The sequence below is a fragment of the Pedobacter nutrimenti genome, assembly GCF_032678445.1.
GTDB classification, from domain to species: Bacteria; Bacteroidota; Bacteroidia; order Sphingobacteriales; family Sphingobacteriaceae; genus Pedobacter; species Pedobacter nutrimenti_A.
Genome location: NZ_JAVTSQ010000005.1, coordinates 260,567 through 287,185 on the forward strand (window position 1 = coordinate 260,567; position 26,619 = coordinate 287,185).

The following is a 26,619-nucleotide window of genomic DNA, read 5'->3' on the forward strand; positions in this document are numbered from 1 at the left end:
ATGCTACCGCTGATTTGCGTTTGAGGTGAGCTGTAGTACTATTTATTTTCTGCATTTGTTGTTTGTAGGATGATATAATTATTGAATTGAACACGATTTGATTAAACCTTTACTTGATGTTAAGGTCCTTTGAACCATTCTTCTGAATAGCGAATTTAAAACTGATGAAACCGGGCTTATTACTCCTGGTCGGATTCTCAGGAGCATCTTTGTACAAGCTATAAATCACTACTTTGGCGTAATTTCCTTTTGCTGTACGCACCAGTATTGGACGAGGCAAAGCATAAGCAATATGCTGTTTAGTGTCCCCAGGTGCATCGGGAAACAATTCTCCGTAGAAGTCGTACCAGGCCCAACCGTCTTCACTTCCCTGAAAATGATCCAGTTGTACAAAACCATTGGTTAAATACTGGTCATCGCTTACGGCTGTAGTCACGGCATTAAAGGCCTGGTCAAAAAGATTCCTTGTTGGGATGCTTTTGATTTTCTTATTGGCCTTATCATAATATTGTGCATCTATAGCTTCATTCTGAACCAGATACAATCCGCCCTTACCGGGCCCGCCGTAGCCAACGGAATACTGAGCAACGCCATTATTTGCGGATAAACTGCTGTTATAGGTGCCCAGGAAAGCAATATCCCAGTTCGCCGTTTGCCGCTCGGCTTCAGGAACAATTCTGTTGGTTTCCAGGCTATAATAGAATGTCTTTGCTGTACTGTTTCCGTTGGTAGCTGTATCCAGGCTAATATTAACAACCGTATAAATGCCCGTCGTCACTTCTTTAGCGGGCTCTCCTGTTCCTGGTTTTTCTTCCGGAGCCGGCTCACTCCCTTTTGAACAGCTCAGCACCAATAATGGGAGTCCAAGAGCCAGATACAAGAATTTGTTTGTTTTCAATTTCATATATGATCAGATTATTCGTTCGTTTTTAAATTTCTGCTGCCATCTTCCTGTACAAAATACCGGAAGGTAAAATAGGGTGCAGGCCAGTGCAGATCAGAAACTACTGCCGGATTTCCCTTGTAAATATTCAGCAATTCCAGTTTCGCATATTTACCCTCGGCAGTGAGCAATATGAATGTTCTGTTTTTTACCGGAATAGAAATATGCGTCTTCAGGTCGTAGAAGTACCAGCCTGCATTGTAAGGCTGTGGATATTTGTCCCAACCCACAAAACTGAGGTTGTTATTTTTCATCTCTTCTGCAGAAGGGGCCTCCGCCACCAGTTTATAAGGTAAGTTTACAGAGATGATCATTCCTTTTCCAGGCCCTCCATATCCGGGGCTTTTCCCGTCCGTTCCATTATTGATCACCACCATAGAATTATAGACACCCGTAAAGCCAATGTCCCAGTTCAGTGTCCTGGCATTCCCCACTGTATCGGTTATTTTCTCCTTCTTTTTAAAATTAAAATACCAGTCTTTAAAAGGTCGTTTCACCTTTCCATCAATCCCATCTGCCATAGAAGCCCCAATATCGCCTTCCAGATCATTGATTACCATACTCTTTCCATCCTCCAGATCTGGCCGGTCTTCTTTTTTAGTGCATGCAGTAAAAATGCTGCCCATCACCAGTATTGCAGCTATCAGCGTTGTATTTCTCATGGCCTACCTGTTGGTTTATCAGTTATATGTTTAAAAAGTCTCCAGCTTAGGCCCAATACAATTGCTCTGCCCTGTTGCGCAGGCATGAGCTGATCTCTGTAATCCATGATGTTATCTACCGAGAACTGCAACTGAAGATGCTTTTGATAAAGCGTTTTCTGTACAGCCCCGCTCAGCAGGAAAAAAGAGCGAACGAAAGTATCGTAAGGGTCCAGAAAATTATTTGCCCTGTTGGCTTCCATAAATCCGTATTTACTCCTGTAATTCACCCTGAAAGATCCCGACCAGCCCGTTTTCTCCTCAGCGTAAGTGAATTTAATATTGGCCATATGCCGGGATCTGTTGTTCATTCCTACGTAATCCTTTCGGGTAGACCTTCTCATATCATACAATGCTGGATCATAAACCAGGGCATAAGGTCCGGTACCCGCTTTAATGGAGTCGACCACCCCTTTATCTACAGCATACAACAGCTGATAGCCAGCAGATATGTTCAAAGATTTACGGAGGGTCCAGTTTAATCCGATCTCCGTACCCGCCATATAGGCCCGGGCAATATTCATATAGGAATACACCTGCTGACCGTTTGTTTTGAGGGCAACCTGTTCAGAATTAATAAAATTCCGGAGGTCATTATAAAACACATTCACATCCAGTTTAACTGAACCCAAAGGTGAATAAGTAAAGCCTCCGCTATAAGAAACCGAACGCTCCGGCTTCAGGTTGCCGATCTGTTTGGCAATAGGAAAAACATTCGTGATCTGTCCTGCATCTTTAAGGATCTGAATCTCCCGCCAGAATTCTTCAGCACCAAGCACGGTATAACCCGTCTGCACATTGGTGAATACCAGATAAAGCTGTTGGAAATTCGGTGTCTTAAAGCCAGTACCTACTGCGGCTTTCAGCACCAGGTTCTTCATCGCCTGGTAACGCAATCCTGCACTTGGATTTAACTTTGCCCCATACTTATCATGATCATCATAACGGGCTCCTCCGATAAACGAAAGCCGTTTGGACAATTGCCAGTCTACCTGGCCATAAGTAAAGTAATTGGCCATACTCTTCGATCCCCGATACGCATTATTATCTAACAATTCATAAGCACCACCCGCCCCCGCAGTCAGTTCTATACCAGGCGATAATACCCGGGTACCCTGCACTTCGAAACGGTGCAGATATTGTTCAAACTGATTGCCAGGAATCAAACCTCCACTGTTCAGTTCTGTGATGTTCTGATTGGTCTGGTAACGGGTCAGATAGTATTGTGTTTTTAGTTTTGTGCCGTTATTAAAATTGGTATTGAGCGCAACTGAACCATTCAAATCATACTCATCAAGTACATCTTTACTCGGCATTACACCATAGGAAACTTCATTTACAGAATGCCTGGCGGTATAACGCCCGTTAAAGTTTAAACTGCTTTTATCAGTTAGTAAATACCGGCCGCGTCCCTGTAAGGCATAACTATCAAAAGGAGGTGCAGTTTTACCCTCTTTCAGATAGGGATTGGAATTGAAACCGTCGGTCCTGTAATAATTACCAGAGAAATAAACAGTCCCTTTTTTACCTGCAAAGGGCGTCTCGCCTTCCAGCGTTGCGTCGATCATATTGAAACTACCATAGCGCAAAGCAGCCATTCCCTGAGGCTCCGTAATATTTTTACGGGTAACAATATTAATGACCCCTGCGAGAGCCTCACTACCAAATAAACAGGAAGAAGCCCCTTTAATGATCTCTATCCTTTCAATATTTGATACCGTAATTCTGGACAAATCGAAATTTCCGTTATTCCGGCCAACCATAGGTTGTCCGTCAATCATAATCATGGTATAACCGCTGTCAAAACCCTGCATCTGTAAACCAACAGCCCTGCTTCCTGAACCAATATCACTCACGATGGCCAGACCAGTCTGTTCTTTCAAAACTTCGTCCAATCTCCGGCTGCCTATCATTTCTATTTCTTTACGGGTAATCACCTGACTTGGCATTGCTGTCTTCATCATGTCAATTAAATTATCCGGATTATGATGTGCTCCTGCAATCTTCACTTCATCAAGTTCTTTATTGCCGGGCTTTAACCTGATTATTATTGATTTATTTTTCCCGGCTTCTACCTCTATCTCCTCACGATAACCTTCATATCCAATTGCAGTCACCCTGAGTGTGTAGGCACCCGCATAAAGATGCTCCAGGGTAAATTTTCCTTTCGCATCGCTAAGCGCCGTTTTATGATCAGGGTCTACTGTAATAGCTATACCCCGTAAAGGAACTCCTGCCTCATTGATAACGATTCCGCTTAGTTTGCCTTTTACATCCGCTGCATGGAGTGCGCATGACACAGCAGCCAGCAACAACAGCAATCGGTATTTTATAGGGACGAGTTTAGGCATTAATATAGTTATTTTTAATCAGTCTAAATAAGACTACAAATATGATTACATTTGCCAATAATCAAGCAACGCCAGCGGGATTTTTTTTAACTATTTCGGGATTGCATTAACGGATTCGGGATTAATCGAGCATAAAACGAAGACTAAAACAAAAAAATCCTGCAAACAGAAAAGAACTTAAACAATTATAAACAAAGTACTTAAATACAAAAACAATGATAAAAATCCGCTCTACATCAGCTTTTTCAATACGTATACCGATTGCGGTAATCTCCCTGAAATTATTTGGAATCATTTTAATTAAGACTTCCTTTGCACATGAATTCATTGCAAAATCTTTAAAAATGACCAAAATTTCTCTCCTCTTTTTCCTCATAACGCTTGGTATTACAGCCATAGCTCAGCCTCCAAAACGCATCATCACTTTAAGCGGGGCACTTACTGAAACAGTTGATGCATTGGGTTCAGGCGCAAAAATTGTAGCTGTGGATGTGACCAGCATCTATCCTGCTTATATCAATAAATTACCCAGAGTAAGCCAAACCAGAAGTGTCTCTACCGAATCCTTGCTTTCCTTTTCCCCGGATCTTATCCTTGCCCCTGAAGGCACCATCAACAAGGCTACTGAATTTCAATTAAAATCTGCGGGAATCAAGGTGATCACCATTGTACAGGAATATTCTGCCAATGGGGCAACCAAATTCATACGACAGGTTTCCTCGGCCATCGGAACTCAGACCAAAGGAGAAGAATTAGCTGTACAAACAGAACAGAACCTGAAAAAAGCATCCGACGCGGTAAAGAAAAACCCCAAAAGACCAAAGGTCCTGTTCATATATGCCCGGGGCACAGGTGTAATGATGGTTGCCGGAAAAGACACCAGTATAGATGCCATCATCAGGCTGGCCGGTGGCAGGAATGCAGCAGAAGGCTTTTCTAAATTCAAACCTTATACAACAGAAGCGCTGATCAATGCAAATCCAGATCTGATCCTCCTGTTTGACTTTGGCTATAAAAGTTTAGGAGGAATGAACAGCATCCTGAAAATGCCGGGTGTAGGTTTGACCAACGCAGGAAAAAACAAGCGAATTGTAGAAATGGATGGAGAATTACTGGTCAATTTTTCTTCCCGTTTACCTCAGGCCATTATCCAGTTAAACAGCAAATGGTAAGAAAGAGACTGTTCTTGTATATTTTCCTGGTTGCAGCCCTTTTTATTGCAGCTGCTTTTTCCATGAGCCTTGGTGCGGTAAAGATCCCGGTAAAGGAAATTTTCCTGATCCTTGGTCAAAAAATCGGCTTATTTACGCAGTATACCGTCTCCGCAAGATTTGAAGATGTACTTCATATCGTGCGTATTCCCAGAGTACTACTGGGTTTGCTGGTGGGAGCTGCCCTTGGAATTTCAGGTACAGCCATCCAGGGGATTTTCAGAAATCCGCTTGCTGAACCCAGTTTAATTGGTGTATCCGCAGGTGCATCCCTCCTGGCTGTCCTCATTATCGTTATGGAGATTTCCCTGTTTGCAGGTCTCAGCAATTTACTGGGCTATTATCTTCTTGTTTTTGGCGCATTTGCAGGCGCAGGCCTTGCGGCTGTTCTTGTTTATCAAATTTCCAGAACAGAGGGAAAATCAAATGTGGCCACCATGCTTCTGGCTGGTATTGCCATCAATGCCCTGGCTGGTGCCCTCACCGGATTGATTACTTTTGCTGCAGATGACCAGCAACTGAGGAACATCACGTTCTGGATGCTGGGTAGTTTGGCGGGTGCAACCTGGGAAACAGTCGTATCCATCCTGCCCTTTATCCTCATTCCTCTTGCGCTTTTACCCCGCATGGGCAAAGCACTCAATACCTTTGCCCTGGGTGAAGTTCAGGCCAGTCAACTCGGTCTAAAAGTCAATTCCGTAAAACGCAGCATTGTGATCCTGGCTACTATGGCAGTGGGTGCATCTGTCGCCGTTTCAGGCATCATTGGTTTTGTCGGTTTACTGGTTCCACATACGATAAGACTTATTATTGGCGTTGATCATAAACATGTATTGCCCGCATCGGCACTACTGGGCGCATTGATGTTGACTCTTGCGGATTTATTATGCAGAACACTCCTTGCTCCGGTTGAGCTCCCAATTGGGGTAATTACTGCCCTGCTCGGTACACCTTTGTTCCTGTATATATTAATTAAAGACAAAAAGAAATTCGCCTTATAATATGTTGACCGCGAAAACCATAACCTACCAAATTGGCCAAAGGATCTTACTTAAGGATATTTCCTTCAGTGTCCGTCCAGGAGAGTTGCTGGTGATATTAGGGGCCAATGGTGCCGGAAAATCCACTTTACTTCGAAACCTGAGCGGAGAGCTGAAACCGCTGAAAGGCAGCATTCAGTTACAAGGTAAACCGATCATCAATTACTCTACTAAAGAACTGGCCATACTGCGGGCAGTAATGAACCAACAAAACATTGTCAGTCTGCCTTTTTCAGTGGCAGAAATTGTGATGATGGGGCGTTATCCGCACTATAAAAGTCATCCTGAAGAGAAAGACCTTCAGATTGTTAAAGAAGTTACCCGCCTCACCGGCATCTCCGATATGGCAGAGCGGTCTTATTCAACACTTTCCGGAGGAGAACAGCAAAGGGTGCAACTGGCACGTGTTCTTGCCCAGGTATGGGATGTCCCAAACGCCCTTTTGCTCATGGACGAACCCGTAGCAAGCCTGGACATCCAATATCAGCAACAGACACTTGCTATTGCAAAAGACCTTACCAGAAGAGGATTTATGGTGATTAGTGTGCTGCACGACATCAATCTGGCCGCCCAATATGCAGACCGGATCCTCATGCTCAAAAATGGCAGAAAATGGTACGATGGAAGTGCTGCTGAAGTTTTAACAGCCAAGAATATTTACGAGATCTTCGAAATAGATTCAGATGTCTATACCAATCCACGTACGCTCAAACATTTTTTCATTCCCAAAGATGTACACCTTAACTCTATACCATGACAACAAATGAAACCACCAACCAGGAAAAGAAACATCCGCTATTTAAATGGCTAAAAAAAATAGGCTTATGGGGCTTTCTCTTTTTTCTTTTGAAAGGGATTGTATGGCTTGTTCTCGGCTATTGGGTAATCAAATAAGGCCTTATAAGATATTCTTCTTACAAGGCCTTAGAGTCGGCAAAATGCCAGTCAATTATTCTGCAATCAGCAGCAGACCTTTCCCTTTTTCAATCTTTACCGGTTGCCCTGAAGTGTAACTTGCAGCATGCTGGAATTTATCAATTTCCGGGGCATGGAGTTTAACCTTTGCCGGATCAATTCCCAGCTTGGCCCAGTCTACCTGTAAGTTTACCTCCAGATCCCTGTCTGCCCAGCTGGCCAGGGCAATCATAGACTTTCCTTTGTTTTTATAAACAGTCGCCAGCACCATAGGTTCACCTGTCTTTACCGGACAATTGTCGCTCCAGTAGCCAATCATTTCCGATCCTTTTAAACCAAAATCACTCCAGGCTTTCCAAAGCGGTTTAGGGTCACTTCCCTCAGACCATCCCAGCCTGCTGGTCATGCCATAGATCATTCCCCTCCATGGATTTCCATCATCCTGAAGCATCTCTCCCATCAGACCAAAAGGAATCCCGCTTACTTCCGTTAAAAAGAAATCAGGATTGTTTTTTTGATAGTCGAAATATTCTCCAAACCATAAACGGTTCAAATAAGGAAAATGCTCCATGTATAAAATAGCACTGTTATTAAATCCGTCACTTTTATTATACTGATTTGCCGAGTGTAAATCAACAATACCCGGATGCCCGTTTGCGGTCAGCACCCTTTTGATCCTTTTCATCGTAATCCGGTCAAAGGCCACATCGTCCAGGTAAATTCCATCAATACCCACATTGTTCACCAGCCAGTTCATGCCCTCCACATAATAGTTATGCCAGCGGTTCATTCCACTATTGATAATAGCCGCATCTTTAATTTCAGGTACAAACCAGGCGGCAATATAATTGCTGTCCAGGTGCTCCTGTAACCAGCTAAAACCTCCCCCTGGTCCGGGAGAATAAACTTCGGTCCCTAAACTGCGTAAAGCAGGCAATTCGTAAGCATGATTCGAAAGCTCCCGCACCGTATTGTAAATCTTAACCTTTAATCCCTTTGAATGCGCCTCATCAATATAGGTTTTCATTTTTTTAGACTCTATAAAAGGATAATTGATCCAGGGATTGATCGGCGTCGCATGATGAATATTTACCACAGTAGCACCTGTCTCCTTGATCGTGCTGAGGTCATTGTATTTATGATAAAAACGGTTGTCCCACTGAAAATCGGTATTGATCAAATGGAAAGGTGTGATCAACAGGTTGAAATTATAATACAGAGTTTCTCCCTTTTTCATAGACCTGCTTCCGGTATAATTGTCAGACAACACAGATTTACCCTTCAGGTTGATTTGTATACCACCCTTGTTTTCATTTCCCCAGGAAGCGGGCAACAACAAAGGTTTCTGCAAATAGAAATTGGTATTCAGCGGACGGCTGTATTTCTCATCCCGGAGGTTATAATACAAACCCGCATTTACCGCCCCTATCCAGGCGGCATCTTGATTTTTATGCGCTACATCCCATTTCCATTTCACCGTATCTGGTCTAAGCCCCCCCTTTTCTCCAAGGCCCATTAAATACTTTGCAGCCCCCTTGTCAAAAGGAATATGAAAATTTATATTGTTGAAATCTATATCTCTAAGCGCAGTTACTTTAACAACATAATGTACATATCCATCAAATTCCAGACTACCCTCTATATTCATTTGCACATTTTCAGAAGTATTAACTGCAGTCCATTTTACCGTTCCAGCTTCTTTACTGATGAACTTAAAATCTGATGCCTTGAACTTCTCTTCCTTCTTATCATCAGTATGAAAATGAAAATGAATAGGCTCTGCAAGGATATTATGCGCAGTTTCCGAATAACCCGTCATCTCACTGTTGAAAAAGGTTTGGATCTGTTTAGGAAACCCATCTTCATTGACTTCCAGTTTTCTGCCCAGCAAGGATATCGTATTCCCCTGTACAGTTAGCGGAGTATAAGGCGCAACGACGGTATTGCCCTGAGCCATGGTTGAATTTAGCCAGGTCAAACGGGTTTGTTTATTCGGTTCATTTACACCGTGATCTTTACTTTCCTGAGCGGTAACCGTGATCTGCACCTGTACCGCCTGTGGCTTTTGCCCCTCCGCTGTCAACCTGAAGATCCCTTTATAAACACCAGCAGCCTGGCCCTGCGGAATATTGATCGTACACCACATCGCCTGGACCTTTCCATTGGAAAGGTCTACATTTTTCAGCAGGGGCTTCGCATCGTAGGTAGTTCCCTTTGTATTGATACAGTTCATTACACCCGCAGCAATAGACTGACCTGTCGCGCTTTTCAAATCTGCAAAACGGACTTGTATATTTTTTAAGTCTTTCAGTGCATAAACACCCAGTTGTAAGGCATAATTTTCCCCCTTATCTGCCACACCGGTAAAAGAATTCTTATTCTTCTTTTCTATCCAGCGAAGAGGCAAGTCATTTTCCATCTTAACAGGGAACATCCGGTCTTCCGGAAACACCACAAATGCTTTACCACTGTTTTGTTTCTTTAAAACTTCTGTTTCCTGTTGAGTGGCAATCACTTCCATAGGGAAAAAACTATTGAAAGCATTGACAGACTGGATCTCCATGGCCTTTGCGTTCAGGGGTACCGAAGCCGCCTTTGATAACCAGGCCTCATCTGTCGCCTTTACCGGTTTCAGGTATACCCCTTTAGGATAATTATCCCGGCCTTCATTTTTATAAGGCATATAGTAGATAAAGTAATCACCAGAACCTTTGGCTGCATCAAACCAGATTTCACCATGTTCACGGTTCACATTTCTCACCAGTACATTCGGAATTCTAAGCCCACCTGCATCGGTCACAAAGATTGCTTTCTGTTGTGGGTTCTGGTCTCTTCTTCTCCAGTCCACCTTTACATGTGCAATACCCGGCTGACCATTATAGTGCACCAACACCCGGTGATTCCCGAGGGAATCAGCATTCCAGCCATCACTAGAACTGGTATATTTCAAAGTTTGCGCCTGAAGTCCGGCACCGGTCAACAGCATACATACGGTTAAAAAAGTTAATTTCATTTGGATTATATTCTTCCTTTAAAAGTAAGAATGTTTTAGAAGAATTTAAGCCCTTATTCCAGCTTTCATTTGATTTGTTACAATAACAACAGGTTTAAAGCACTTTTAGTTTCAGATAACTCGGATGAGCAGAGGACGTAAAAACCTTATGCGTCTCTGCTTTAAAATCAGTATCCTGCGCTTTCATGATGTCCTGAAACTGCTGTGTATTCCGGTCAATCAAAGGGAACCAGGTGCTTTGAAGCTGAACCATGATCCTGTGTCCCTTTTTAAACGTGTGCAATACATCCTGCAGTTCAAAACTCACCCTGCTCACCTTTCCAGGGGTAAAGGCACGGGGACGGTCAAAACCTCTTCTGAATTTACCCCGCATGGCCTCACTTCGCACCATTTGCTGATACCCGGCCATCAGCACATCTTTTGCCGTCCATTTGTTATTTTGAGCAGAATCCGGATACACATCGATCACTTTGACCACCCAATCCGCATCTGTGCCTGTGGTAGAAACCCGCAGATGCGCCCAGATACCACCCGAAAGCGTCAGGTCGTCCGTTAAAACATCGGTCTGGTAAGTCAACACATCCGGCATAACCGAGGTAAAACGCTGGTCTGCAACCATATACTCCCGGTCCATATCCATCGTCTTACGGTTGATAAAGGGAACAGGTTTATTGGGATCTGAAACAAATTCATTAAAACTATCCTCCTTTCCGGAAGGTGCTGTAAAAGACAATTTACCACCCGGCCAGAAATATAAGTTCTTTTCCACTGCAGATTCCGGCGGCCAGGTGTTGTAATTTTTCCATTGGTTCTCACCGGTTTGAAAAACAGATACTTTTGGGAGGTCCAATGGGGTACCTTTCAAGTAATGGCTAAAGAAGGCGAACTCAATTTTTTCCCGGTAAAAAGGCGCTGTTGCTGCACCAAAATCAACATCACCCAAATGGTCACCATCTCCCCTGGCCCATCCACCATGTACCCAGGGACCCATTGCAAAATAAACAGGCGTATTGGGATTTCTTTTCTGAAGAACTTTATAAGTATGAATGGCCCCATACAGATCTTCCGCATCATACCATCCCCCTGTCACTAATGTTGGCGTCTTAATATCGTGCAGATGCTGCAAAACATTCCGGTCTTCCCAGTGCTGGTCATAGTTCGGATGATCCATCATTTCATTCCAAAGTCTTATCGTGTCCTGGTAATATTTCAGGTTTGAATTGCGCATAGCCCCCATTTTCAGGAAGAAATCATAACCATCATTTGTTCCCGGATCGAATCCCTTTCCACTTCGCTGCGTAGGTTTGTCATCCTGCCGGTTGGTAAAATAAGGGTAAAAACCAAAGTTAGCGACCAGCATAAATGCACCATTATGAAAAGCATCATCCCGGTAAAGATTGGCAATAGGCGCCTGAGGAGAAGCAGCTGCCAGCGCCGGATGGCGACTCAACAGTGCAGTTGTGGTATAAAAGCCCGGATAGGAAATACCCCATACACCAACCTTCCCATTATTATTCGGAATATTTTTGAGCAACCAGTCAATGGTATCATAGGTATCGGTACCTTCATCTACATCTTTGTTTGTTTTATGTTCTTCCAGTTCAGGTGTCATCTCCTCATAAACCCCTTCACTCATCCAGCGTCCGCGTACATCCTGGTAAACAAAAATATAGCCATCCTGTACAAACAGCGGGGAAGGCCCAAGGCTCGCCTTGTACTGATCCGGACCATATGGACCCACACTATAACAAGTCCTGTCCATCATGAAAGGATAAGCTACAGACTGGTCTTTAGGCACATAAACTGAGGTAAACAACTTCTTACCATCCCTCATCGGAATCTGATATTCATATTTCAGATAATTCGCTTTAATATAGGCAGCATCCGAAGGTGCATTCTGAGCAAAAGACTTCAAGCCAAAGACACAGAGCAGAACAAGAAAGAAAGATTTCATCAGGTAGAATTTAATAGGCGAATATAATTATTCTTCACGAGCTCTTCGGCACCTCTTTATGTCAATAATCTGACTTTTCGGCTTGTCTTCTTCAGCCCTCCTTGCTGTAACTTTACAGCCATCTGATCATTGCAAAAATATAACCCCGATATAATGGCTTTACTGAAAGATCTCTACTGCCCCGTTTTCTATAATCAACTCAGCAACAGCCTTTCCAGAATACTACCAGAATTTGATCCGCAGTTATTCTTAAAGCACATCTACACCGATGACTTTCAGAAGATGGAATTAAAACAACGCATGCGCCATACCACCAATGCGATCCATGAATTTCTACCTTCCACAGATTTCCCAAGAGCAGCACATTACCTTACCCAACTGGTCGGACAATTTAAAAAAGACGGCATCGCAGGCGACCTTGTCTTTATATTTCTGCCAGATTATATCGAATGCCATGGCCTGGAACACTTTCAGGCTTCTGTAGAAGCCATGGAACAGATCACCCAATTTGTGAGCTGCGAATTTGCCGTACGCCCCTTTCTATTAAAATACGGAATACAAATGATGGAGCAGATGCAGCGCTGGTCCTTGCATGAAAACCATAAAGTAAGAAGACTGGCTACAGAAGGTTGCCGTCCAAGATTACCCTGGGCTATTGCCGTACCCCAGCTGAAGCAAAATCCAAGCGCGATATTACCCATCCTGGAAAACCTCAAAAATGACCCTTCAGACTTTGTACGTAAAAGCGTAGCCAATAATCTCAATGATATTTCTAAAGACCACCCCGAGGTGGTCCTGGATATTGCCAGTCGCTGGAAAGGCTTCAGCAAAGAGACCGATGCCATCATCAAACATGGCTGCCGGACCCTGCTCAAACAAGGGCATTCCAAAATACTCCAACATTATACGCTCGACAGCAAAGACATTGACTGTACCGATTTTAAAATCCTGACACCTGAAGTAAAAATTGGAGACCATCTTGAATTCAGTTTCCAGCTCAGGAACAAATCCAGATCTGCAAAAACCATTCGGCTGGAATATGCCCTTTATTATAAAAGACAAAGCGGAAAAGCGTCCCGTAAAGTTTTTAAGATCAGTGAAAAAATTTACCCGCCTTCTGAAAGCACAATAGTCAACCGGAAACAAAGTTTCAAACTCATTACCACCCGCAAATTTTATGCAGGCATCCATCAGCTCTCCGTCATTGTCAACGGAACAGAGAAAGACCGTCTGAATTTTAACCTGTTGTAGATATTTGCTCCCGCTGTTCCTGCTGTCGGTCTTTTACAGAGCCATCCTCACTGACCCCAAGTTTCCAGTAAGCATAAGCATAGAGTTCGTCTCTTTCCCAGCCCTTATCCTTGCGCAGAAAATCCCGGATATTCTTTACTGCCATAAATTCAGCGGCCACATATCCAAAACGGGTAGTCAAATGATCCTCGGGTATGACCGTATGCTTAACCGCATCAGAAAGCAATGTTCCTGTTCCCGGATGCTCATTGTATAACCAATTAATCTGTATGCCTTCAGGAGCGATCAAATGCTGCAGATCTTCTTTATCCTGAACTTCTATATGAGCAATTCCTCTGGCCTCTGCCGGCAAGCTTTCTAAAATGGCGGCCAATACCGGAATACCAGTTCCATCTGCCACCAGGAGATACCAGTCGGCCTTTGGATAGAGTGTACTCTTTTTGTCCTTCATGGCCACACCCAGTACATCACCCGGTTTAGCAGCAATTGCCCATGCAGAAGCCGGTCCGCTATCACCATGCGCTACAAAATCGATCACCATTTCCTTCTTTTCCAAATCAAAAGCCCGGTGTGTGTAAGTCCGGACAAAAGGTCTTACCTTCTCAGGTGGATGAATCCATTCATTTGTCTGCACATCATAAGCCGGAAAATGCACCTGATCTATACCAGCAGGAGGAATAAAGATTTTGTTATTTACACCAATAGTGGTGTCTTTAAATTGAAGAAGATCCTCACCAGTCAGGGTAATCCGGATATAATGTGGCGTAACGTATTCTTTATCTTTTACAAAAAGTACAGCCTGAATAATAGATGGTTTATTTTCTTTTTCACTCATAAGGATTGAACCTTTCCCATCCCATGCAAAAATTTCAGAAGGGAAACTGAGACAAATATACACTATATAGAATCATTCTAAACAATATATTTGTTTATGATATTATCCTGACATTCCAGATACCACGGCCCTTTGCAAATATATTTTGCTAATTTTGCAATTCAGGAAACTCATTAAACCATGAAAATAGCCCTTAACCATAAGAGTCCGGTTCCACTTCACATCCAGGCAGAAGAATTACTGCGTAGAATGATCAAAGAGCCCGAATTTCAGAATGGTAAACTACTTCCAAATGAGGTTGATCTGGCCAACCAGCTTGCCATATCCCGTACAACTTTGCGCCAGGCACTCAACAAACTGGTCTATGAGGGGCTGTTAATTCGTAAAAAAGGAGTTGGGACTAAAGTAGCAGACGCTTTGATCAGCTCAAAATCAACCAACTGGCTGAGTTTTTCTCAGGAAATGAAAGCGCGGGGAATCCCAATCAAAAACTTTGAACTTCACATCAGCTGGATCTTTCCGGATGAGATACTGGCCAATTTCTTTAACATAAAAACTGACCAGAAGATATTAAAGCTGGAACGATTGAGAGGTCGCCCTGAAGGACCGTTTGTTTATTTCGTTTCTTATTTCCATCCGCGCACCGGATTAACGGGCGAAGAAGATTTCAAAAGACCACTCTATGACATCCTCGAAGCGGATTACAATATCATTACAGAATTGTCCAAAGAAGAAATCAGTGCAAAAGCTGCAGATAAATTTATCGCTGCAAAACTGGAAACCGAACCCGGAAGCCCAATCTTATTCCGCAAACGTTTCGTTTATGATCAGGCAGATCGCCCGATAGAATATAATCTGGGTTATTACCGTGCAGACAGTTTTGTATATACAGTAGAAAGCAGAAGGGGCTAAACCAAAGCCCCCTTTATTATTTCACGGCTTTAGCTTCCAGTTCCGTAATCGCAGTCCACAGTACACCTGCTTCTCCTCTAAAGCTGGCAGAACCCTGAGGCCGGTTATCTGGTGTATACCATTCAAAAAATCCTTTATTTTTAACTACACGATCCAGCATTGGCTTCATCGCTTCGCAGGCCTCATTCAGCAGGTTATAACGGATGAGCTGGGAAACCATTCTTCCCCCAAACCAAGTCCAGTCGCCCCCGTTCTGATAAGAATAGGGCCCCATGCCCTGATTTTTAAAAAAGCCTTTAGGATATACCGGATAAATGGTTAAACCTATCGTTGCCGCATGGGCCTGCTTCACATTTTCCTGCATTTTATGATAGGCTGTCTTAACCTCCTCTTTACTTAAGAGTCCCGCCTCGATAGCAACGGCTGTCCCACCCTGGTAATAAATCTCCGACTCCTTAAACGAAGACGGGAAAGGCGAACCGTTCAAATAAATATGAGGAATAAACTTCTGTGCTTTTTGATCCCAAAGGTATTTACGGATATTGACTGAAAGGCTATTCTGAACACCTGTCCAGTACTTCCGGGCCGCAGGAGTCAGACTAGCCATATTCAAAAAATCCTTTACAGCAATCACAAACATCGCATTATCATAAATGTCAATGCTCCGGTGAGAATTTGAATCCAAAACCACACCCCAGCTGTGCTCTGGTTGTACATCACCCCAATCTACCGTTGTAGCTCCCCATACCAGTCCGTATTTTTTCACAAAGCGCTGCTTAAGCAAAAACTCCATCGCCTGCTCCAGTCGTTTTTGAACAGATAGCCCTGCTACCGTATCTGTTAAAATGCTTTTGTCACCTGTTCCTCTTATATATTTAGCCACAGCCTGAACCAAAGAAGTCTCCTGATCAGTCTCTACTGTATTCTTATGCCCTGCGTATTCCGGGGCAAGTTTAGAATGATAAAAGTCATAAGAAACACCTGCCTTTTTAACCGGTATATAACCATCCAGAATTCCGCCATCCGGCTGCTGAAACTGAAAAAATGTAATCAAATGCTTCTTGATCTGCTCCTTGTCATTGACTTTACAGGCCACAGTAATAAACGTATTCAGATCCCTGATCCAAACCTCTCCATAGCCATCGCCGGCAGTAAAACCTTTTTTAATCAGTTGTTCTGCCATTCCCTTTACGGTATCTGCCAAAGGCTGGATAGATCTGATTTCCCCGGCAGCACCTTGCTGCGCAGAACACGTCCCCAAAAGGATGAACATTGCAAAGTTCACAAACAATATCTTCTTCATTGGCCTATTTTTTTAAAGTGATGAAGCGATCATGTGCTACCCAATTCTATTCCTATCGGTTTGTGTACATGATGGTTTCAGTATCCACTACTTTGTATATACATAGTTACCTATTAATTTAATATGAACAAAATAATTTATAGACTACAACAGATAACAGCGCTAATAAAAACAGAACCAGCACTAAAAAACCTATATTAGTAGCATCTGATACAGAACCTATGGTCAACAATTACGATAGAATTGCAAAGTATTATGATTTTTTAAGCCGCACTGTCTTTTTTAAAGCGCAGGTCAATGCGCAGACCGAACAACTTCCTTTTATTCCCCAAGAAAGCAAGATCCTGATCGTTGGAGGAGGAACCGGCTGGATCCTCAGCAAAATTGCAGAACTCCAGCCAAAAGGACTCCGCATCACCTATATAGAAATCTCCTCAGAAATGATTGCACTGGCCAGGAAAAGAGATGTTAAAGAAAACAGCATTGAACTGATCAATAGCTCGATAGAAGATTACCATAACCAAAAAAAATTTGATGTCATCCTAACTGCATTTTTATTTGACAATTTCAGCCGCGAGAAAGCAGAACTGGTATTCCATAAACTTCACAACTCACTTAAAGCAGAGGGTTTATGGCTATTTTCTGATTTTTCTTATCAGCCTAAAATTGGGAAAATATGGCAGTACATGATGCTGAAAATCATGTACTTCTTTTTTAGAATGATCTCTAACGTAGAGGCCCGCGAACTCCCGGATATCGGAGTTTACTTTAAAAAGAATAAGTATAAAAAGATGTTCAGGAAGCGGTACTATAGGAATTTTATCAAAGCGACGGTATACCAAAAAACCAGCCTTTAAATAAAAAACCAGGCAATCCTACCTGGTTTTTTGTCAAACAAAACAAAACTTAGATCTAACCAAACATCTAATATTTTAAGCAGAGGACCTGCTTTGTGCCACTCACTTGTGACAATTTCTTATTATCAAATGATCCCCTGATCATTACAATGCAAATATAAAATAAAATCTACTAATTTAATAGAGTATTATTTATTTTTATATTTAATTTAAAGAACGACCATTAACGGTATCTATTTAATAACAAAACAAACAAAAAATTACAAATACCATTAAATAATCAAAAAAAGGCTAGGATAAAACGCCCAGAGGAGAAGATCCGTACCACTTTTTAAATCTTAAATACATTCCTGTAGGATGTTTATTATCTTTGGATATGGGTATCAATTTAAAACAACTTGCCGCTGAACTTAAACTCTCCACCTCCACTGTATCGCGTGCACTTCATGACAGCCATGAAATCAGCACAGAAACCAAACAACGGGTGAGAGAAATGGCTGAAAAATTAAGTTACCAGCCCAACCCCTATGCCAGCAGCCTGCGAAAACAAAAAAGCAAGACCATTGCACTCGTCATTCCTGAAATAGACAATAATTTTTTTACGCTCGCCATCAACGGCATTGAAGAAATAGCCCAAAAGAAAAACTACCATGTGTTGATCTATCTGACCCATGAAGACATTAACAAAGAAATTGCCATTGCCAAACACCTGTTGAGTGGCCGCGTAGACGGTATCCTGATCTCTGTCACCAGTCAGACTGCAGAAATTGAACACTTGACCACGCTGTACAGCACAGGCATTCCAATTGTTTTCTTTGACCGCATCTGCGACCAGATCGATACGGCAAAAATTACGACAGATGATTACGACAGCGGGTATAAAGCGACGCATCATCTGATCGAGGCCGGATGTAAAAATATCGCTTACCTCCAAGTATCCGAAACCCTGTCCATCAGTAAAAAAAGATTTGCAGGATTTAAGGAAGCCCTGCAGAAAAATAATATCCCCTTGCAAACTGACCTTGTGCTCACCTGTGCAGACAGTAATGAAAGCAATTATCAGCAGATCAAAAACCTTCTTCTTTCCAAAAACCGACCTGATGGCATCTTTGCTTCAGTAGAAAAACTGGCCATTACCACTTATGAAGTCTGCAATGAACTCGGTATCAAAATACCTGATCAGGTCAAGGTGATCAGCTTTTCCAATCTGGCTACAGCACCATTACTCAACCCTTCCCTGAGTACCATCACCCAACCCGCATTTGATATTGGCAAAAAAGCAGCAGAAGTTATGTTCAATATTATAGAACACCGGGCAATAGAAGAAGCTACAGAAACAACCATTCTAAAATCCAGCCTGATCAGCAGGGATTCCACTAAATAAAAGAGGGTACCTGTTCGGTACCCTCTTTCAAAATATACATGCAGCTCTTCCTAAAATATAAATTTCGTACTTAGAAAATTAGAACTGTTGCTGTCAATGATCTCATTGATCAGCTGCTTATTGCTGTCATTCAGTTTAGTAGCCACCAAAGAACGAATAGAAAAAGACCTCAAGGCATCTACGACAGACAAAGTACCTTCCGCACTGTCCTTTCTGCCCGTAAAAGGAAAGACATCCGGCCCGCGCTGGCATTGGCAATTGATGTTCACCCGGCTCACCTGGTTCACCAAAGGATCAATCAATGCAGCTACCTCCTCTTCATCATTACTGAAAATACTCACCTGCTGCCCATGTGTAGATTCAATCAGATACTCTATGGTTTCTTCCAGATCATGGAAAGGTACCACAGGAATAACCGGACCAAATTGCTCTTCTGTATACAACTTCATATCCTTATTGACCGGATAAACAATAGCCGGATATACAAAAGACTCGACGGCAGTTCCACCATTTTCATTCACTACCCTTGCACCATGAGCAACCGCATCCTCTATACATTCTTTCAGATAAGCCGGTTTTTGCGGCTCAGGAAGCGGCGTTAAAGCCACACCTTCTACCCATGGCATTCCATATTTCAGCCCGGCAACCGCCTCAGATAATTGCTTTAAAAATTCATCTGCCAGTGAAGCATGAATAAAAATAATCTTTAAGGCTGTACAGCGCTGTCCATTAAAAGACAAGGAACCCAAAACCGTTTCCTGTACGGCCAGTTTAAGATCTGCTTTAGCCGTAATGATCGCTGCATTTTTTGCATCCAATCCAAGAATAGCCCGGAGCCTGTTGATTTTTGGATGCAGCTTTTTAAGTTCATTGGCCACTTTACTCGAACCAATCAAAGTCAGTACGTTGATCTTGCCAGATTTCATCAAGCCAGGGATGATCTTGTTCCCCCTGCCATAAATCGTATTCACCACCCCTTTTGGAAAACAATCCCGAAAGGCTTCCAGTAAAGGATAATGTAAAAGTGTACCATGTTTAGGTGGTTTAAACAACAAGGTATTCCCCATAATCAATGCAGGAATCAATGTTGTAAAAGTTTCATTCAGGGGGTAATTAAATGGCCCCATACAAAGTACCACGCCCAGAGGCGACCTCCTGATCTGGGCCACAATTCCCTGTTCAATACTGAAGCGGGATGACTGACGGTCCAGATCCTTTAAAGCATCAATGGTCGCATGGATGTATTCTACTGTCCGGTCAAATTCTTTAACCGAATCTGCATAAGACTTACCAATCTCCCACATCAGCAATTTCACCACTTCGCTCTTCTTTTCAAGAATCCGGTTGGTAAACTTTTCTACATGAGAAATCCGGCCGGCCACACTCATGGTCGGCCATTCCCCTCTCCCATTGTCGTAGGCAGCTACAGCCGCATCCAGGGCTTCCATAGCCTCTTTTTCATCACATAAAGGATACGTTCCGATCACTTTAGGTTTCAGACCATCCGGGCCTTTAATACAAACAGGAGAAACCACTGTATGTACTTCTCCTGCCCAGGGATGCAGGGCACCGTTACTCAGGTACTCCCGCTGATGCAATTCGCCTTCCAGACGAAATGCTTCAGGGATTTCATGCTCCGCTACAAAAATAGTGCGCAGCTGATCTTCAAAATTCATTAGTTTTAGGTTATGATTGTTTAAATGATTAGGCTATAAATTCGTAATTGGTCTGTACTTAGGCACTAAAGATTTCATAACGATCCAGGCCACCAGGTAAGCCAGGGCACAAATCGCAAACATAATGGTATAGCCGGTCTGAATATGACCAAGTCCCTTATAATAATCAAACAGACCACCCCCCAGTTTAGACATAAATACACCGCCCAAACCACCAGCCATACCACCAATTCCAATCACAGAACCCACAGATTTTTTAGGGAACATATCTGAAACCGTTGTAAAAATATTTGCAGACCAGGCCTGATGTGCCGAAGCGCCAATCCCGATCAACACCACCGGAAGCCACACACTGATATGTCCCAGTGGCTGGGCAAGCAGCACCAGCAATGGAAACAAGGCGATAATAAACATCGCTTTCATCCGTCCGTCATAAGGCGCATAGCCTTTCTTCATAAAATACATCGGGAACCAGCCACCGCCAATACTTCCAATCATCGTCATGCTGTACAACACCGCTAAAGGGATCATAATGGCTGTATCATCCATCCCATACTGCACCTTCAAGTAAGACGGCAGCCAGAATAAAAAGAACCACCACACCCCATCGGTCATAAACTTACCGAAAGTAAATGCCCAGGTTTGTTTGTATTTCAACAATTTAAACCAGGAAACCTTTTCCGCATCCGCTTCAGAAGCAGAAGGGACAATTGTATCCGCATCCGGATCACAAAGAATATACTCCAGCTCGGCCTTAGACAAGCGCTTTTGCTTTTCCGGTTTTTCGTAAAAGATGAACCAGAAGATGAGCCATAAAAAGCCAACTGCACCAATCACCAAAAAGGCCGATTCCCAACCCCAGTTGTGCGCAATCCAGGGCACGGTAAGCGGCGCCAGAATAGCCCCGACATTAGCACCCGAATTGAAGATCCCCGTAGCCAGGGAACGCTCCTTTTTAGGAAAATATTCTGCAGTTGCTTTAATCGCCGCCGGAAAGTTTCCAGACTCTCCGAAACCCAGAACAGCCCTTGAAAAAATAAAGCCCAGAACAGAAACAGAAACACCCGAAATACCAATGATTCCCAGCAGCGATACCAAACCATGCCCAACAGGAATAGCTTTAGCATGTAAAATAGCCCCCAAAGACCAAACAATTAAAGCTACAGCATAGCCCCACTTTGTACCCAACCTGTCTACAATCCTTCCCGCAAAAAGCATAGAAACGGCATAGACCAGCTGAAAGGCCGCGGTGATATTGGCATAATCGGTATTTGTCCAGTTAAATTCCGCTTCCAGCTTGGTATGCAGCAGGCTGAGAACCTGTCTGTCAAGATAGTTTACCGTAGTTGCAAAAAACAACAGGGCACAGATCGTCCAACGGTAGCGGCTCATTTTAGTATCGTTCATTATATTTGGTTTAGGTTGATTGTCTTTTTCTCGTTATCTCGTTTGTTGGACCATGTCTAATGTCTTTTTAGTCAATTCAGCCAGCTGCTCGTAATTTTTATTTTCCAGGATCTCCCGGCTGATCAGTTTACTTCCCATCCCCACTGCACAAACGCCGGATTTAAACCATTTGGTCATATTTCCCTCTTCAATTTCTACACCCCCGGTTGGAATAAACAACTGTCCCGGAAAAAGCTCCTTCACTGAAACCAGGTAAGACGGCCCCAGCAAATTGGCAGGGAAAAGCTTGATCAGGCCCGCTTTATGCTGATAAGCCACATTGATCTCCGTTGGAGAAAAGCAGCCCGGAACCCATAGCAATCCGGCATCATGCGCCAGTTGACCGACTTCCGGATCCACCACCGGACAAACCAGAAAATGAGCACCTGCCTCCAGAAAAGCCTTTGCTTCTGCTGTTGTTTTTATGGTTCCAATTCCCAGGTGCAAATCGGGCATTTCTTTCTCTACAGCAGGAATCAGAAAACGGAAATTTTCCAGGGCCTCTTTACCTCTGTTTGTATATTCCAGGACACGAATACCAGAACGATAGAGCGTCCGGATTACGTCCAGGCTCACCTCAGCATTTTCATAAAAGAACAGCGGCAACAATCCCTGATCTGTAATGGCTTTTAAAGAACTTTCTTTAGTTTTCATCTCTATTTCATTATTGGTCATGAAACGACCAGTTCATACATTTTCACTTTTTCTTCAATCTCTGCAGGCTTAAGGCTGGTCGCATCACTCTCTATAAACAACTTAGAAAATGCTGCAGCCGTAGCGAAGTCCAGGACCTCCTGCGCAGGCTTATCCAGGAAAAATCCACGAATTAAACCTGCCATGTAGCAGTCACCACTCCCCACCTTATCCACAATCTGTTCCGCAAAATATTCTTTCGATACCTTTAACGACCCCTCGCTAAATAAGGTGCTGTAATACCTGACCCCCGCACCCGCATCAAAACGAAAGGTATTCGCTACCGCTTTACATGCAGGATAAGCCGCCATGATTGCTTTTGAACTCTGTTCCGATTGCAGCAGGTATATCGCTTTCTGATCTGCTTCCACTACCCCCTCATTAACCGGGATACCCAGCATTTTTTCGGCCGCCCAGACATTCCCCATTACCACATCACAATATTTCACCAGTCCAGGCAATACTTCTACAGGCTCCTTACCATATTTCCAAAGCTTAGCCCTATAGTTCAAATCGATAGAAATTTTTATATTCCTGGCAGACGCTTCTTTTAGAACCTCTTCACAAAGATCTGCAGTTGTTTGGCTTAAAGCCGGGCAAATGGCACTAAAATGAAACCAGGTTACACCAGACAGCACCTCATCCCAGTTCACCTGGCCAACCGGCAAGGTGGCAAAAGAAGAATGCGCCCTGTCATAGATCACTCCGGCATTTTTCATATCCTTCCCCTTATGGAGGTAATACAATCCAACCCTTTCCCCATGGTATTGAATCGGGCTTGTATCAATTCCAAGCCCCTGCACATAACCCACCAATTGTTCACTCAAGGAGTTTTCGGGCAAAGCGGTGAGATAAGCCGAAGGCAGTTCCCATAAAGCCAGGGCCGTGGCCACATTCAGCTCCGCCCCGCCCACATAGAAAGGCAGAACATTATCCTTCAGCCAGTTTCCTTCTACGTCCGGACAGATGCGCAACAGCAGTTCACCAAAGTTCAGAATCTTTCTCATACTAAAAATTGAAGTAGTTTTTTGCGTTAAAATAGCAAATATCTTTAACTACTTTACCCAGCCAGTCCATATCTTCTGGTAATTCCCCATTTTCAACATCCTCACCCAGCAAATTACACAGCAGCCTTCTGAAATATTCATGTCTCGGATAAGAAAGGAAACTTCTTGAATCCGTCAGCATACCAATAAAACGGCTCAGCAATCCCATATTAGACAAGGCATTGATCTGACGGATCATCCCATCTTTCTGATCCAGGAACCACCAGGCAGATCCAAACTGAACCTTACCCGCGACAGAACCATCGTTAAAATTCCCAATCATGGTCGCCATCAGCTCGTTATCTGCAGGGTTCAGGTTGTACAAAATGGTTTTAGCCAGCTGATCACCAGAATCCAGTCGGTTTAAGAACTTCGACAAGGCAGGCCCCTGCTGAAAATCTCCGATAGAATCCCAGCCTGTATCCGGACCAAGTGCCCCCAGTAAACGCGAATTGTTATTCCTCAAAGCACCAAGATGGTATTGCTGTACCCAGTTTTTCTCCTTATCCCATACCGCAAAATGATACAGCATGGCCGATTTAAACTGAAGAACCTGTTGTTCGTCCAAAGTCTTACCACCAACGATCAGGTCAAAAATAAGGGTGATCTCCTCATCCGTATAGGCTTCAGCGTACATCTGCTCCAAGCCATGGTCAGAAATGGTACAGCCCTGGGCAGCAAAATAATCATGCCTGCTTTTTAAAGCACCCAGATACGTATTAAAATCCGTTATAGTCAAACCGCAAACCTGTTCCAGCTGGCCAATATAGCTCACCAAAGCGGGCAGATCATCAACATTCATGGCTTTATCCGGACGGAAAGCAGGCAAAATCTTAATTTCAAAACCATCTGCCTTCAACTGTTTGTGATAAGCCAGATCATCCACCGGATCATCAGTGGTTGCCACAACAGACACCTTCATTTTACGCAGCAGGTTCTTTACAGAATACTCTGGCGTCTGCAGTTTAGCTGTACATTCATTGTAGATCTTTTTCGCCGTTGCCGGAGAAAGGATATCGTATACATCAAAATAACGCTGAAGTTCCAGGTGCGTCCATTGATACAAAGGATTGCGCAGGGTATAAGGCACCGTTTCCGCCCATTTCTCAAACTTCTCCCAATCGCTCTTGTTTCCTGTAATATACTCCTCTGCAATTCCATTGGCCCTCATGGCCCGCCACTTATAATGATCGCCGTACAACCAAACCTGCGTCAGATTTTCAAAATTACGGTCTTCCGCAATCTGATCTGGCGGAAGATGGCAATGGTAATCAATCACCGGCATGTCTTTGGCAAAGTCATGATACAATGCCTGGGCCGTCTTATTCCGTAATAAAAAGTTCTCGTCTATAAATTTTTTCACGTGGTTCTTCCTTTTTAAGATCGCTATTAAACACCTCCAAAAACAGAGAAGCCACCATCCACACAAATCATTGCCCCAGTTACAAATTTAGAAGCATCACTCAACAGCCAAACCAAAGCGCCTTTCAATTCATCCGGATCACCGAAACGTTTAAAAGGTGTTTGTTTAATCACCAAACCACCACGGTCCGTATACCCACCCTCAGGTTTAGTTAATAAGTTACGGTTCTGTTCTGTCAGGAAAAAACCAGGTGCAATCGCATTCATTCTGATTTTATCGCCATACCTGTTGGCCATCTCCACTGCAAACCACTGGTTGTAGTAATCTACTCCAGCTTTCCCCATATTGTAACCCAATACTTTTGTAATCGCCCTTTTGGAATTCATAGAAGAAATATTCACAATACTTCCTTTACCTGTAGCTGCAATAGCCTCCCCAAAAATCTGCGTAGGAATAATCGTTCCCCAAAGGTTCAGGTCCATTACCTTTTTCATCCCGGCCAGGTCCATATCAAAAATATCCTGCTCAGGCGCCAAAACGCCTTCAGGCTGATTACCGCCGGCCGCATTGACCAGGCCGTCTATCTTGCCAAACCTTTCCAGTACCAGGGCCTTCGCTGCCTTCAGCTCCTTTTCATTCATCACATCGGCAACCAGGGCTATGGCCTGCCCACCCGCAGCATTGATCGCATCGGCACGTTCCTGTGCCACCTGAGCATTTCTGCCCAGAATACCTACAGAAGCACCCGCTTCTACCACCGCATTTACAAAAGCACCGCCTAAAATTCCGGTACCGCCGGTCACTACAATGACCTTATCTTTTAAAGAAAATGAATTGTCCATTAACGTATATCTTGAATTGCAACAGGGTCCATATCCGCATAATCCAGGTTTTCACCACCCATACCCCAAATAAAACTGTAATTTTTTGTACCACTTCCCGAATGGATACTCCATGGCGGAGACACCACCGCCTGATGATTCGCCATTAAAATATGCCGGGTCTCCTGAGGTTCGCCCATCAGGTGCAATACCCGCTGATCTTCTTCTACATCAAAATAGAAATAAGCTTCCATTCTCCGGTCATGTACATGCGCAGGCATGGTATTCCATACACTGCCATTGGCCAGAATGGTTAAGCCCATCACCAATTGGCAACTCTGAATACCGTCTTTATGAATATAACGGATAATCCTTCTTTCGTTAGCCGTATCCAAACTGCCCAATACTGCCGAAAAAGCATCTGCCCTGGCCAGCAAAGTCGTTTCATAAGTTTTATGTGCCGGTGTAGACAATAAATAATACACGGCCGGATTGGCTGCATCAATACTCTCAAAGCGTACCTTTCCGGTGCCTTTGCCTAGGTAAAGGGCATCAAGTTTATCCAGGTTATAACTTAGCCCATCCGCCTCGATACGGCCTGCACCACCAACATTAATAACCCCAAGTTCCCTTCTTTCCAGAAAATACTCCGAACGAAGATGAGCATAGTTGCCCAATTCAACACCTTCAGTAACCGGATATGCCAAACCAACCATCATCCGGTCATAATGCGTATACACAAAATTCACTTTGTTTTCTGCCTTCAGGTCAGCCAGTAAAAAGCGTTCCCTGATCTTTTCCGTACCGTATGATTTAAAATCATCCGGATGTACCGCATGTAATACTTTTATATCCTCCATCTGTATATCAATTTTAATCTTTTAATCATTCATTTATAAAGATA

General features: G+C 43.4%; 22 protein-coding genes. 8 read left to right on the forward strand and 14 right to left on the reverse strand.

The window, feature by feature from the left end:
* Positions 1 to 109 precede the first annotated feature (109 nt).
* Genes R2S08_RS10730 through R2S08_RS10740 form a run of 3 tightly spaced genes read right to left on the reverse strand, consistent with a single transcriptional unit; the run spans position 110 to position 3,995 of the window.
* A complete protein-coding gene (locus R2S08_RS10730) occupies positions 110 to 904 on the reverse strand; it encodes an HmuY family protein (RefSeq protein WP_316835177.1) in 795 nt (264 codons plus the stop codon).
* An 11-nt stretch (positions 905 to 915) separates the two neighbouring features.
* A complete protein-coding gene (locus tag R2S08_RS10735; RefSeq protein ID WP_316835178.1) occupies positions 916 to 1,605 on the reverse strand; it encodes an HmuY family protein in 690 nt (229 codons plus the stop codon).
* The gene (locus R2S08_RS10740; RefSeq protein WP_316835179.1) at positions 1,602 to 3,995 is read right to left on the reverse strand and encodes a TonB-dependent receptor; all 2,394 of its coding nucleotides are present in this window, start codon (positions 3,993 to 3,995) and stop codon (positions 1,602 to 1,604) included. The genes R2S08_RS10735 and R2S08_RS10740 overlap by 4 nt, the downstream gene beginning before the upstream one ends.
* 215 nt (positions 3,996 to 4,210) lie before the next feature.
* Here R2S08_RS10740 and R2S08_RS10745 point away from each other — a divergent pair, with 215 nt between their 5' ends.
* Genes R2S08_RS10745 through R2S08_RS10760 form a run of 4 tightly spaced genes read left to right on the forward strand, consistent with a single transcriptional unit; the run spans position 4,211 to position 7,140 of the window.
* Complete coding sequence (locus tag R2S08_RS10745) at positions 4,211 to 5,167, forward strand: helical backbone metal receptor (protein WP_316835180.1); 957 nt, start codon at positions 4,211 to 4,213, stop codon at positions 5,165 to 5,167.
* The gene (locus tag R2S08_RS10750) at positions 5,161 to 6,207 is read left to right on the forward strand and encodes an iron ABC transporter permease (RefSeq protein ID WP_316835181.1); all 1,047 of its coding nucleotides are present in this window, start codon (positions 5,161 to 5,163) and stop codon (positions 6,205 to 6,207) included. The genes R2S08_RS10745 and R2S08_RS10750 overlap by 7 nt, the downstream gene beginning before the upstream one ends.
* Before the next feature lies 1 nt (position 6,208).
* On the forward strand, positions 6,209 to 7,003 hold the full coding sequence (locus R2S08_RS10755; protein WP_316835182.1) for a heme ABC transporter ATP-binding protein: 795 nt from the start codon (positions 6,209 to 6,211) through the stop codon (positions 7,001 to 7,003).
* A complete protein-coding gene (locus R2S08_RS10760) occupies positions 7,000 to 7,140 on the forward strand; it encodes an alanyl-tRNA synthetase (RefSeq protein WP_316835183.1) in 141 nt (46 codons plus the stop codon). Before R2S08_RS10755 ends, R2S08_RS10760 begins: the two co-directional genes overlap by 4 nt.
* 55 nt (positions 7,141 to 7,195) lie before the next feature.
* On the opposite strand, the gene R2S08_RS10765 is transcribed toward R2S08_RS10760, so the two are convergent.
* Both R2S08_RS10765 and R2S08_RS10770 read right to left on the reverse strand, forming a co-directional pair.
* Positions 7,196 to 10,174 (reverse strand): glycoside hydrolase domain-containing protein, encoded by a 2,979-nt coding sequence (locus tag R2S08_RS10765; RefSeq protein WP_316835184.1) that lies wholly within the window; start codon positions 10,172 to 10,174, stop codon positions 7,196 to 7,198.
* 94 nt (positions 10,175 to 10,268) lie between these two features.
* Positions 10,269 to 12,128 (reverse strand): CocE/NonD family hydrolase, encoded by a 1,860-nt coding sequence (locus tag R2S08_RS10770; RefSeq protein ID WP_316835185.1) that lies wholly within the window; start codon positions 12,126 to 12,128, stop codon positions 10,269 to 10,271.
* 153 nt (positions 12,129 to 12,281) lie between these two features.
* Between R2S08_RS10770 and R2S08_RS10775 the strand changes: the two genes are divergently transcribed.
* The gene (locus R2S08_RS10775; RefSeq protein ID WP_316835186.1) at positions 12,282 to 13,379 is read left to right on the forward strand and encodes a DNA alkylation repair protein; all 1,098 of its coding nucleotides are present in this window, start codon (positions 12,282 to 12,284) and stop codon (positions 13,377 to 13,379) included.
* Here R2S08_RS10775 and R2S08_RS10780 read toward each other — a convergent pair.
* The gene (locus R2S08_RS10780; protein ID WP_316835187.1) at positions 13,366 to 14,214 is read right to left on the reverse strand and encodes a siderophore-interacting protein; all 849 of its coding nucleotides are present in this window, start codon (positions 14,212 to 14,214) and stop codon (positions 13,366 to 13,368) included. The genes R2S08_RS10775 and R2S08_RS10780 overlap by 14 nt on opposite strands.
* A 180-nt stretch (positions 14,215 to 14,394) precedes the next feature.
* Between R2S08_RS10780 and R2S08_RS10785 the strand changes: the two genes are divergently transcribed.
* Complete coding sequence (locus R2S08_RS10785) at positions 14,395 to 15,126, forward strand: GntR family transcriptional regulator (protein ID WP_316835188.1); 732 nt, start codon at positions 14,395 to 14,397, stop codon at positions 15,124 to 15,126.
* Positions 15,127 to 15,142: 16 nt separating this feature from the next.
* Here the strand turns inward: R2S08_RS10785 and R2S08_RS10790 are convergent, their stop codons facing one another.
* Entirely contained in the window at positions 15,143 to 16,429 is a 1,287-nt protein-coding gene (locus R2S08_RS10790; RefSeq protein WP_316835189.1) for a GH36-type glycosyl hydrolase domain-containing protein, read from the reverse strand.
* 221 nt (positions 16,430 to 16,650) lie between these two features.
* Between R2S08_RS10790 and R2S08_RS10795 the strand changes: the two genes are divergently transcribed.
* Both R2S08_RS10795 and R2S08_RS10800 read left to right on the forward strand, forming a co-directional pair.
* Complete coding sequence (locus R2S08_RS10795) at positions 16,651 to 17,286, forward strand: class I SAM-dependent methyltransferase (RefSeq protein WP_316835190.1); 636 nt, start codon at positions 16,651 to 16,653, stop codon at positions 17,284 to 17,286.
* Between the two features lie 376 nt (positions 17,287 to 17,662).
* Positions 17,663 to 18,670: a LacI family DNA-binding transcriptional regulator gene (locus R2S08_RS10800; protein ID WP_316835191.1), complete on the forward strand. Its 1,008-nt coding sequence runs from the start codon at positions 17,663 to 17,665 to the stop codon at positions 18,668 to 18,670.
* 50 nt (positions 18,671 to 18,720) lie between these two features.
* On the opposite strand, the gene R2S08_RS10805 is transcribed toward R2S08_RS10800, so the two are convergent.
* Genes R2S08_RS10805 through kduI form a run of 7 tightly spaced genes read right to left on the reverse strand, consistent with a single transcriptional unit; the run spans position 18,721 to position 26,575 of the window.
* Positions 18,721 to 20,346: an NADP-dependent glyceraldehyde-3-phosphate dehydrogenase gene (locus R2S08_RS10805; RefSeq protein WP_316835192.1), complete on the reverse strand. Its 1,626-nt coding sequence runs from the start codon at positions 20,344 to 20,346 to the stop codon at positions 18,721 to 18,723.
* 33 nt (positions 20,347 to 20,379) lie between these two features.
* Complete coding sequence (locus R2S08_RS10810) at positions 20,380 to 21,753, reverse strand: MFS transporter (protein WP_316835193.1); 1,374 nt, start codon at positions 21,751 to 21,753, stop codon at positions 20,380 to 20,382.
* Positions 21,754 to 21,786: 33 nt separating this feature from the next.
* The gene (locus R2S08_RS10815; RefSeq protein ID WP_316835194.1) at positions 21,787 to 22,446 is read right to left on the reverse strand and encodes a bifunctional 4-hydroxy-2-oxoglutarate aldolase/2-dehydro-3-deoxy-phosphogluconate aldolase; all 660 of its coding nucleotides are present in this window, start codon (positions 22,444 to 22,446) and stop codon (positions 21,787 to 21,789) included.
* Between the two features lie 17 nt (positions 22,447 to 22,463).
* Positions 22,464 to 23,492 (reverse strand): sugar kinase, encoded by a 1,029-nt coding sequence (locus R2S08_RS10820; RefSeq protein ID WP_316835195.1) that lies wholly within the window; start codon positions 23,490 to 23,492, stop codon positions 22,464 to 22,466.
* Position 23,493: 1 nt separating this feature from the next.
* Entirely contained in the window at positions 23,494 to 24,894 is a 1,401-nt protein-coding gene (gene uxaC, locus R2S08_RS10825; protein WP_316835196.1) for a glucuronate isomerase, read from the reverse strand.
* Between the two features lie 26 nt (positions 24,895 to 24,920).
* Complete coding sequence (locus R2S08_RS10830; protein ID WP_199075501.1) at positions 24,921 to 25,736, reverse strand: SDR family oxidoreductase; 816 nt, start codon at positions 25,734 to 25,736, stop codon at positions 24,921 to 24,923.
* On the reverse strand, positions 25,736 to 26,575 hold the full coding sequence (kduI, locus tag R2S08_RS10835) for a 5-dehydro-4-deoxy-D-glucuronate isomerase (RefSeq protein WP_316835197.1): 840 nt from the start codon (positions 26,573 to 26,575) through the stop codon (positions 25,736 to 25,738). The genes R2S08_RS10830 and kduI overlap by 1 nt, the downstream gene beginning before the upstream one ends.
* Between the last annotated feature and the right edge of the window lie 44 nt (positions 26,576 to 26,619).

Excerpts from the sequence above, each read along its gene's own strand:
- R2S08_RS10730 (WP_316835177.1), bottom strand. The coding sequence starts at position 904 with ATGAAATTGAAAACAAACAAATTCTTGTATCTGGCTCTTGGACTCCCA.
- R2S08_RS10735 (WP_316835178.1), bottom strand. The coding sequence starts at position 1,605 with ATGAGAAATACAACGCTGATAGCTGCAATACTGGTGATGGGCAGCATT.
- R2S08_RS10740 (WP_316835179.1), bottom strand. The coding sequence starts at position 3,995 with ATGCCTAAACTCGTCCCTATAAAATACCGATTGCTGTTGTTGCTGGCT.
- R2S08_RS10745 (WP_316835180.1), top strand. The coding sequence starts at position 4,211 with ATGATAAAAATCCGCTCTACATCAGCTTTTTCAATACGTATACCGATT.
- R2S08_RS10750 (WP_316835181.1), top strand. The coding sequence starts at position 5,161 with ATGGTAAGAAAGAGACTGTTCTTGTATATTTTCCTGGTTGCAGCCCTT.
- R2S08_RS10755 (WP_316835182.1), top strand. The coding sequence starts at position 6,209 with ATGTTGACCGCGAAAACCATAACCTACCAAATTGGCCAAAGGATCTTA.
- R2S08_RS10760 (WP_316835183.1), top strand. The coding sequence starts at position 7,000 with ATGACAACAAATGAAACCACCAACCAGGAAAAGAAACATCCGCTATTT.
- R2S08_RS10765 (WP_316835184.1), bottom strand. The coding sequence starts at position 10,174 with ATGAAATTAACTTTTTTAACCGTATGTATGCTGTTGACCGGTGCCGGA.
- R2S08_RS10770 (WP_316835185.1), bottom strand. The coding sequence starts at position 12,128 with ATGAAATCTTTCTTTCTTGTTCTGCTCTGTGTCTTTGGCTTGAAGTCT.
- R2S08_RS10775 (WP_316835186.1), top strand. The coding sequence starts at position 12,282 with ATGGCTTTACTGAAAGATCTCTACTGCCCCGTTTTCTATAATCAACTC.
- R2S08_RS10780 (WP_316835187.1), bottom strand. The coding sequence starts at position 14,214 with ATGAGTGAAAAAGAAAATAAACCATCTATTATTCAGGCTGTACTTTTT.
- R2S08_RS10785 (WP_316835188.1), top strand. The coding sequence starts at position 14,395 with ATGAAAATAGCCCTTAACCATAAGAGTCCGGTTCCACTTCACATCCAG.
- R2S08_RS10790 (WP_316835189.1), bottom strand. The coding sequence starts at position 16,429 with ATGAAGAAGATATTGTTTGTGAACTTTGCAATGTTCATCCTTTTGGGG.
- R2S08_RS10795 (WP_316835190.1), top strand. The coding sequence starts at position 16,651 with ATGGTCAACAATTACGATAGAATTGCAAAGTATTATGATTTTTTAAGC.
- R2S08_RS10800 (WP_316835191.1), top strand. The coding sequence starts at position 17,663 with ATGGGTATCAATTTAAAACAACTTGCCGCTGAACTTAAACTCTCCACC.
- R2S08_RS10805 (WP_316835192.1), bottom strand. The coding sequence starts at position 20,346 with ATGAATTTTGAAGATCAGCTGCGCACTATTTTTGTAGCGGAGCATGAA.
- R2S08_RS10810 (WP_316835193.1), bottom strand. The coding sequence starts at position 21,753 with ATGAACGATACTAAAATGAGCCGCTACCGTTGGACGATCTGTGCCCTG.
- R2S08_RS10815 (WP_316835194.1), bottom strand. The coding sequence starts at position 22,446 with ATGAAAACTAAAGAAAGTTCTTTAAAAGCCATTACAGATCAGGGATTG.
- R2S08_RS10820 (WP_316835195.1), bottom strand. The coding sequence starts at position 23,492 with ATGAGAAAGATTCTGAACTTTGGTGAACTGCTGTTGCGCATCTGTCCG.
- R2S08_RS10830 (WP_199075501.1), bottom strand. The coding sequence starts at position 25,736 with ATGGACAATTCATTTTCTTTAAAAGATAAGGTCATTGTAGTGACCGGC.
- kduI (WP_316835197.1), bottom strand. The coding sequence starts at position 26,575 with ATGGAGGATATAAAAGTATTACATGCGGTACATCCGGATGATTTTAAA.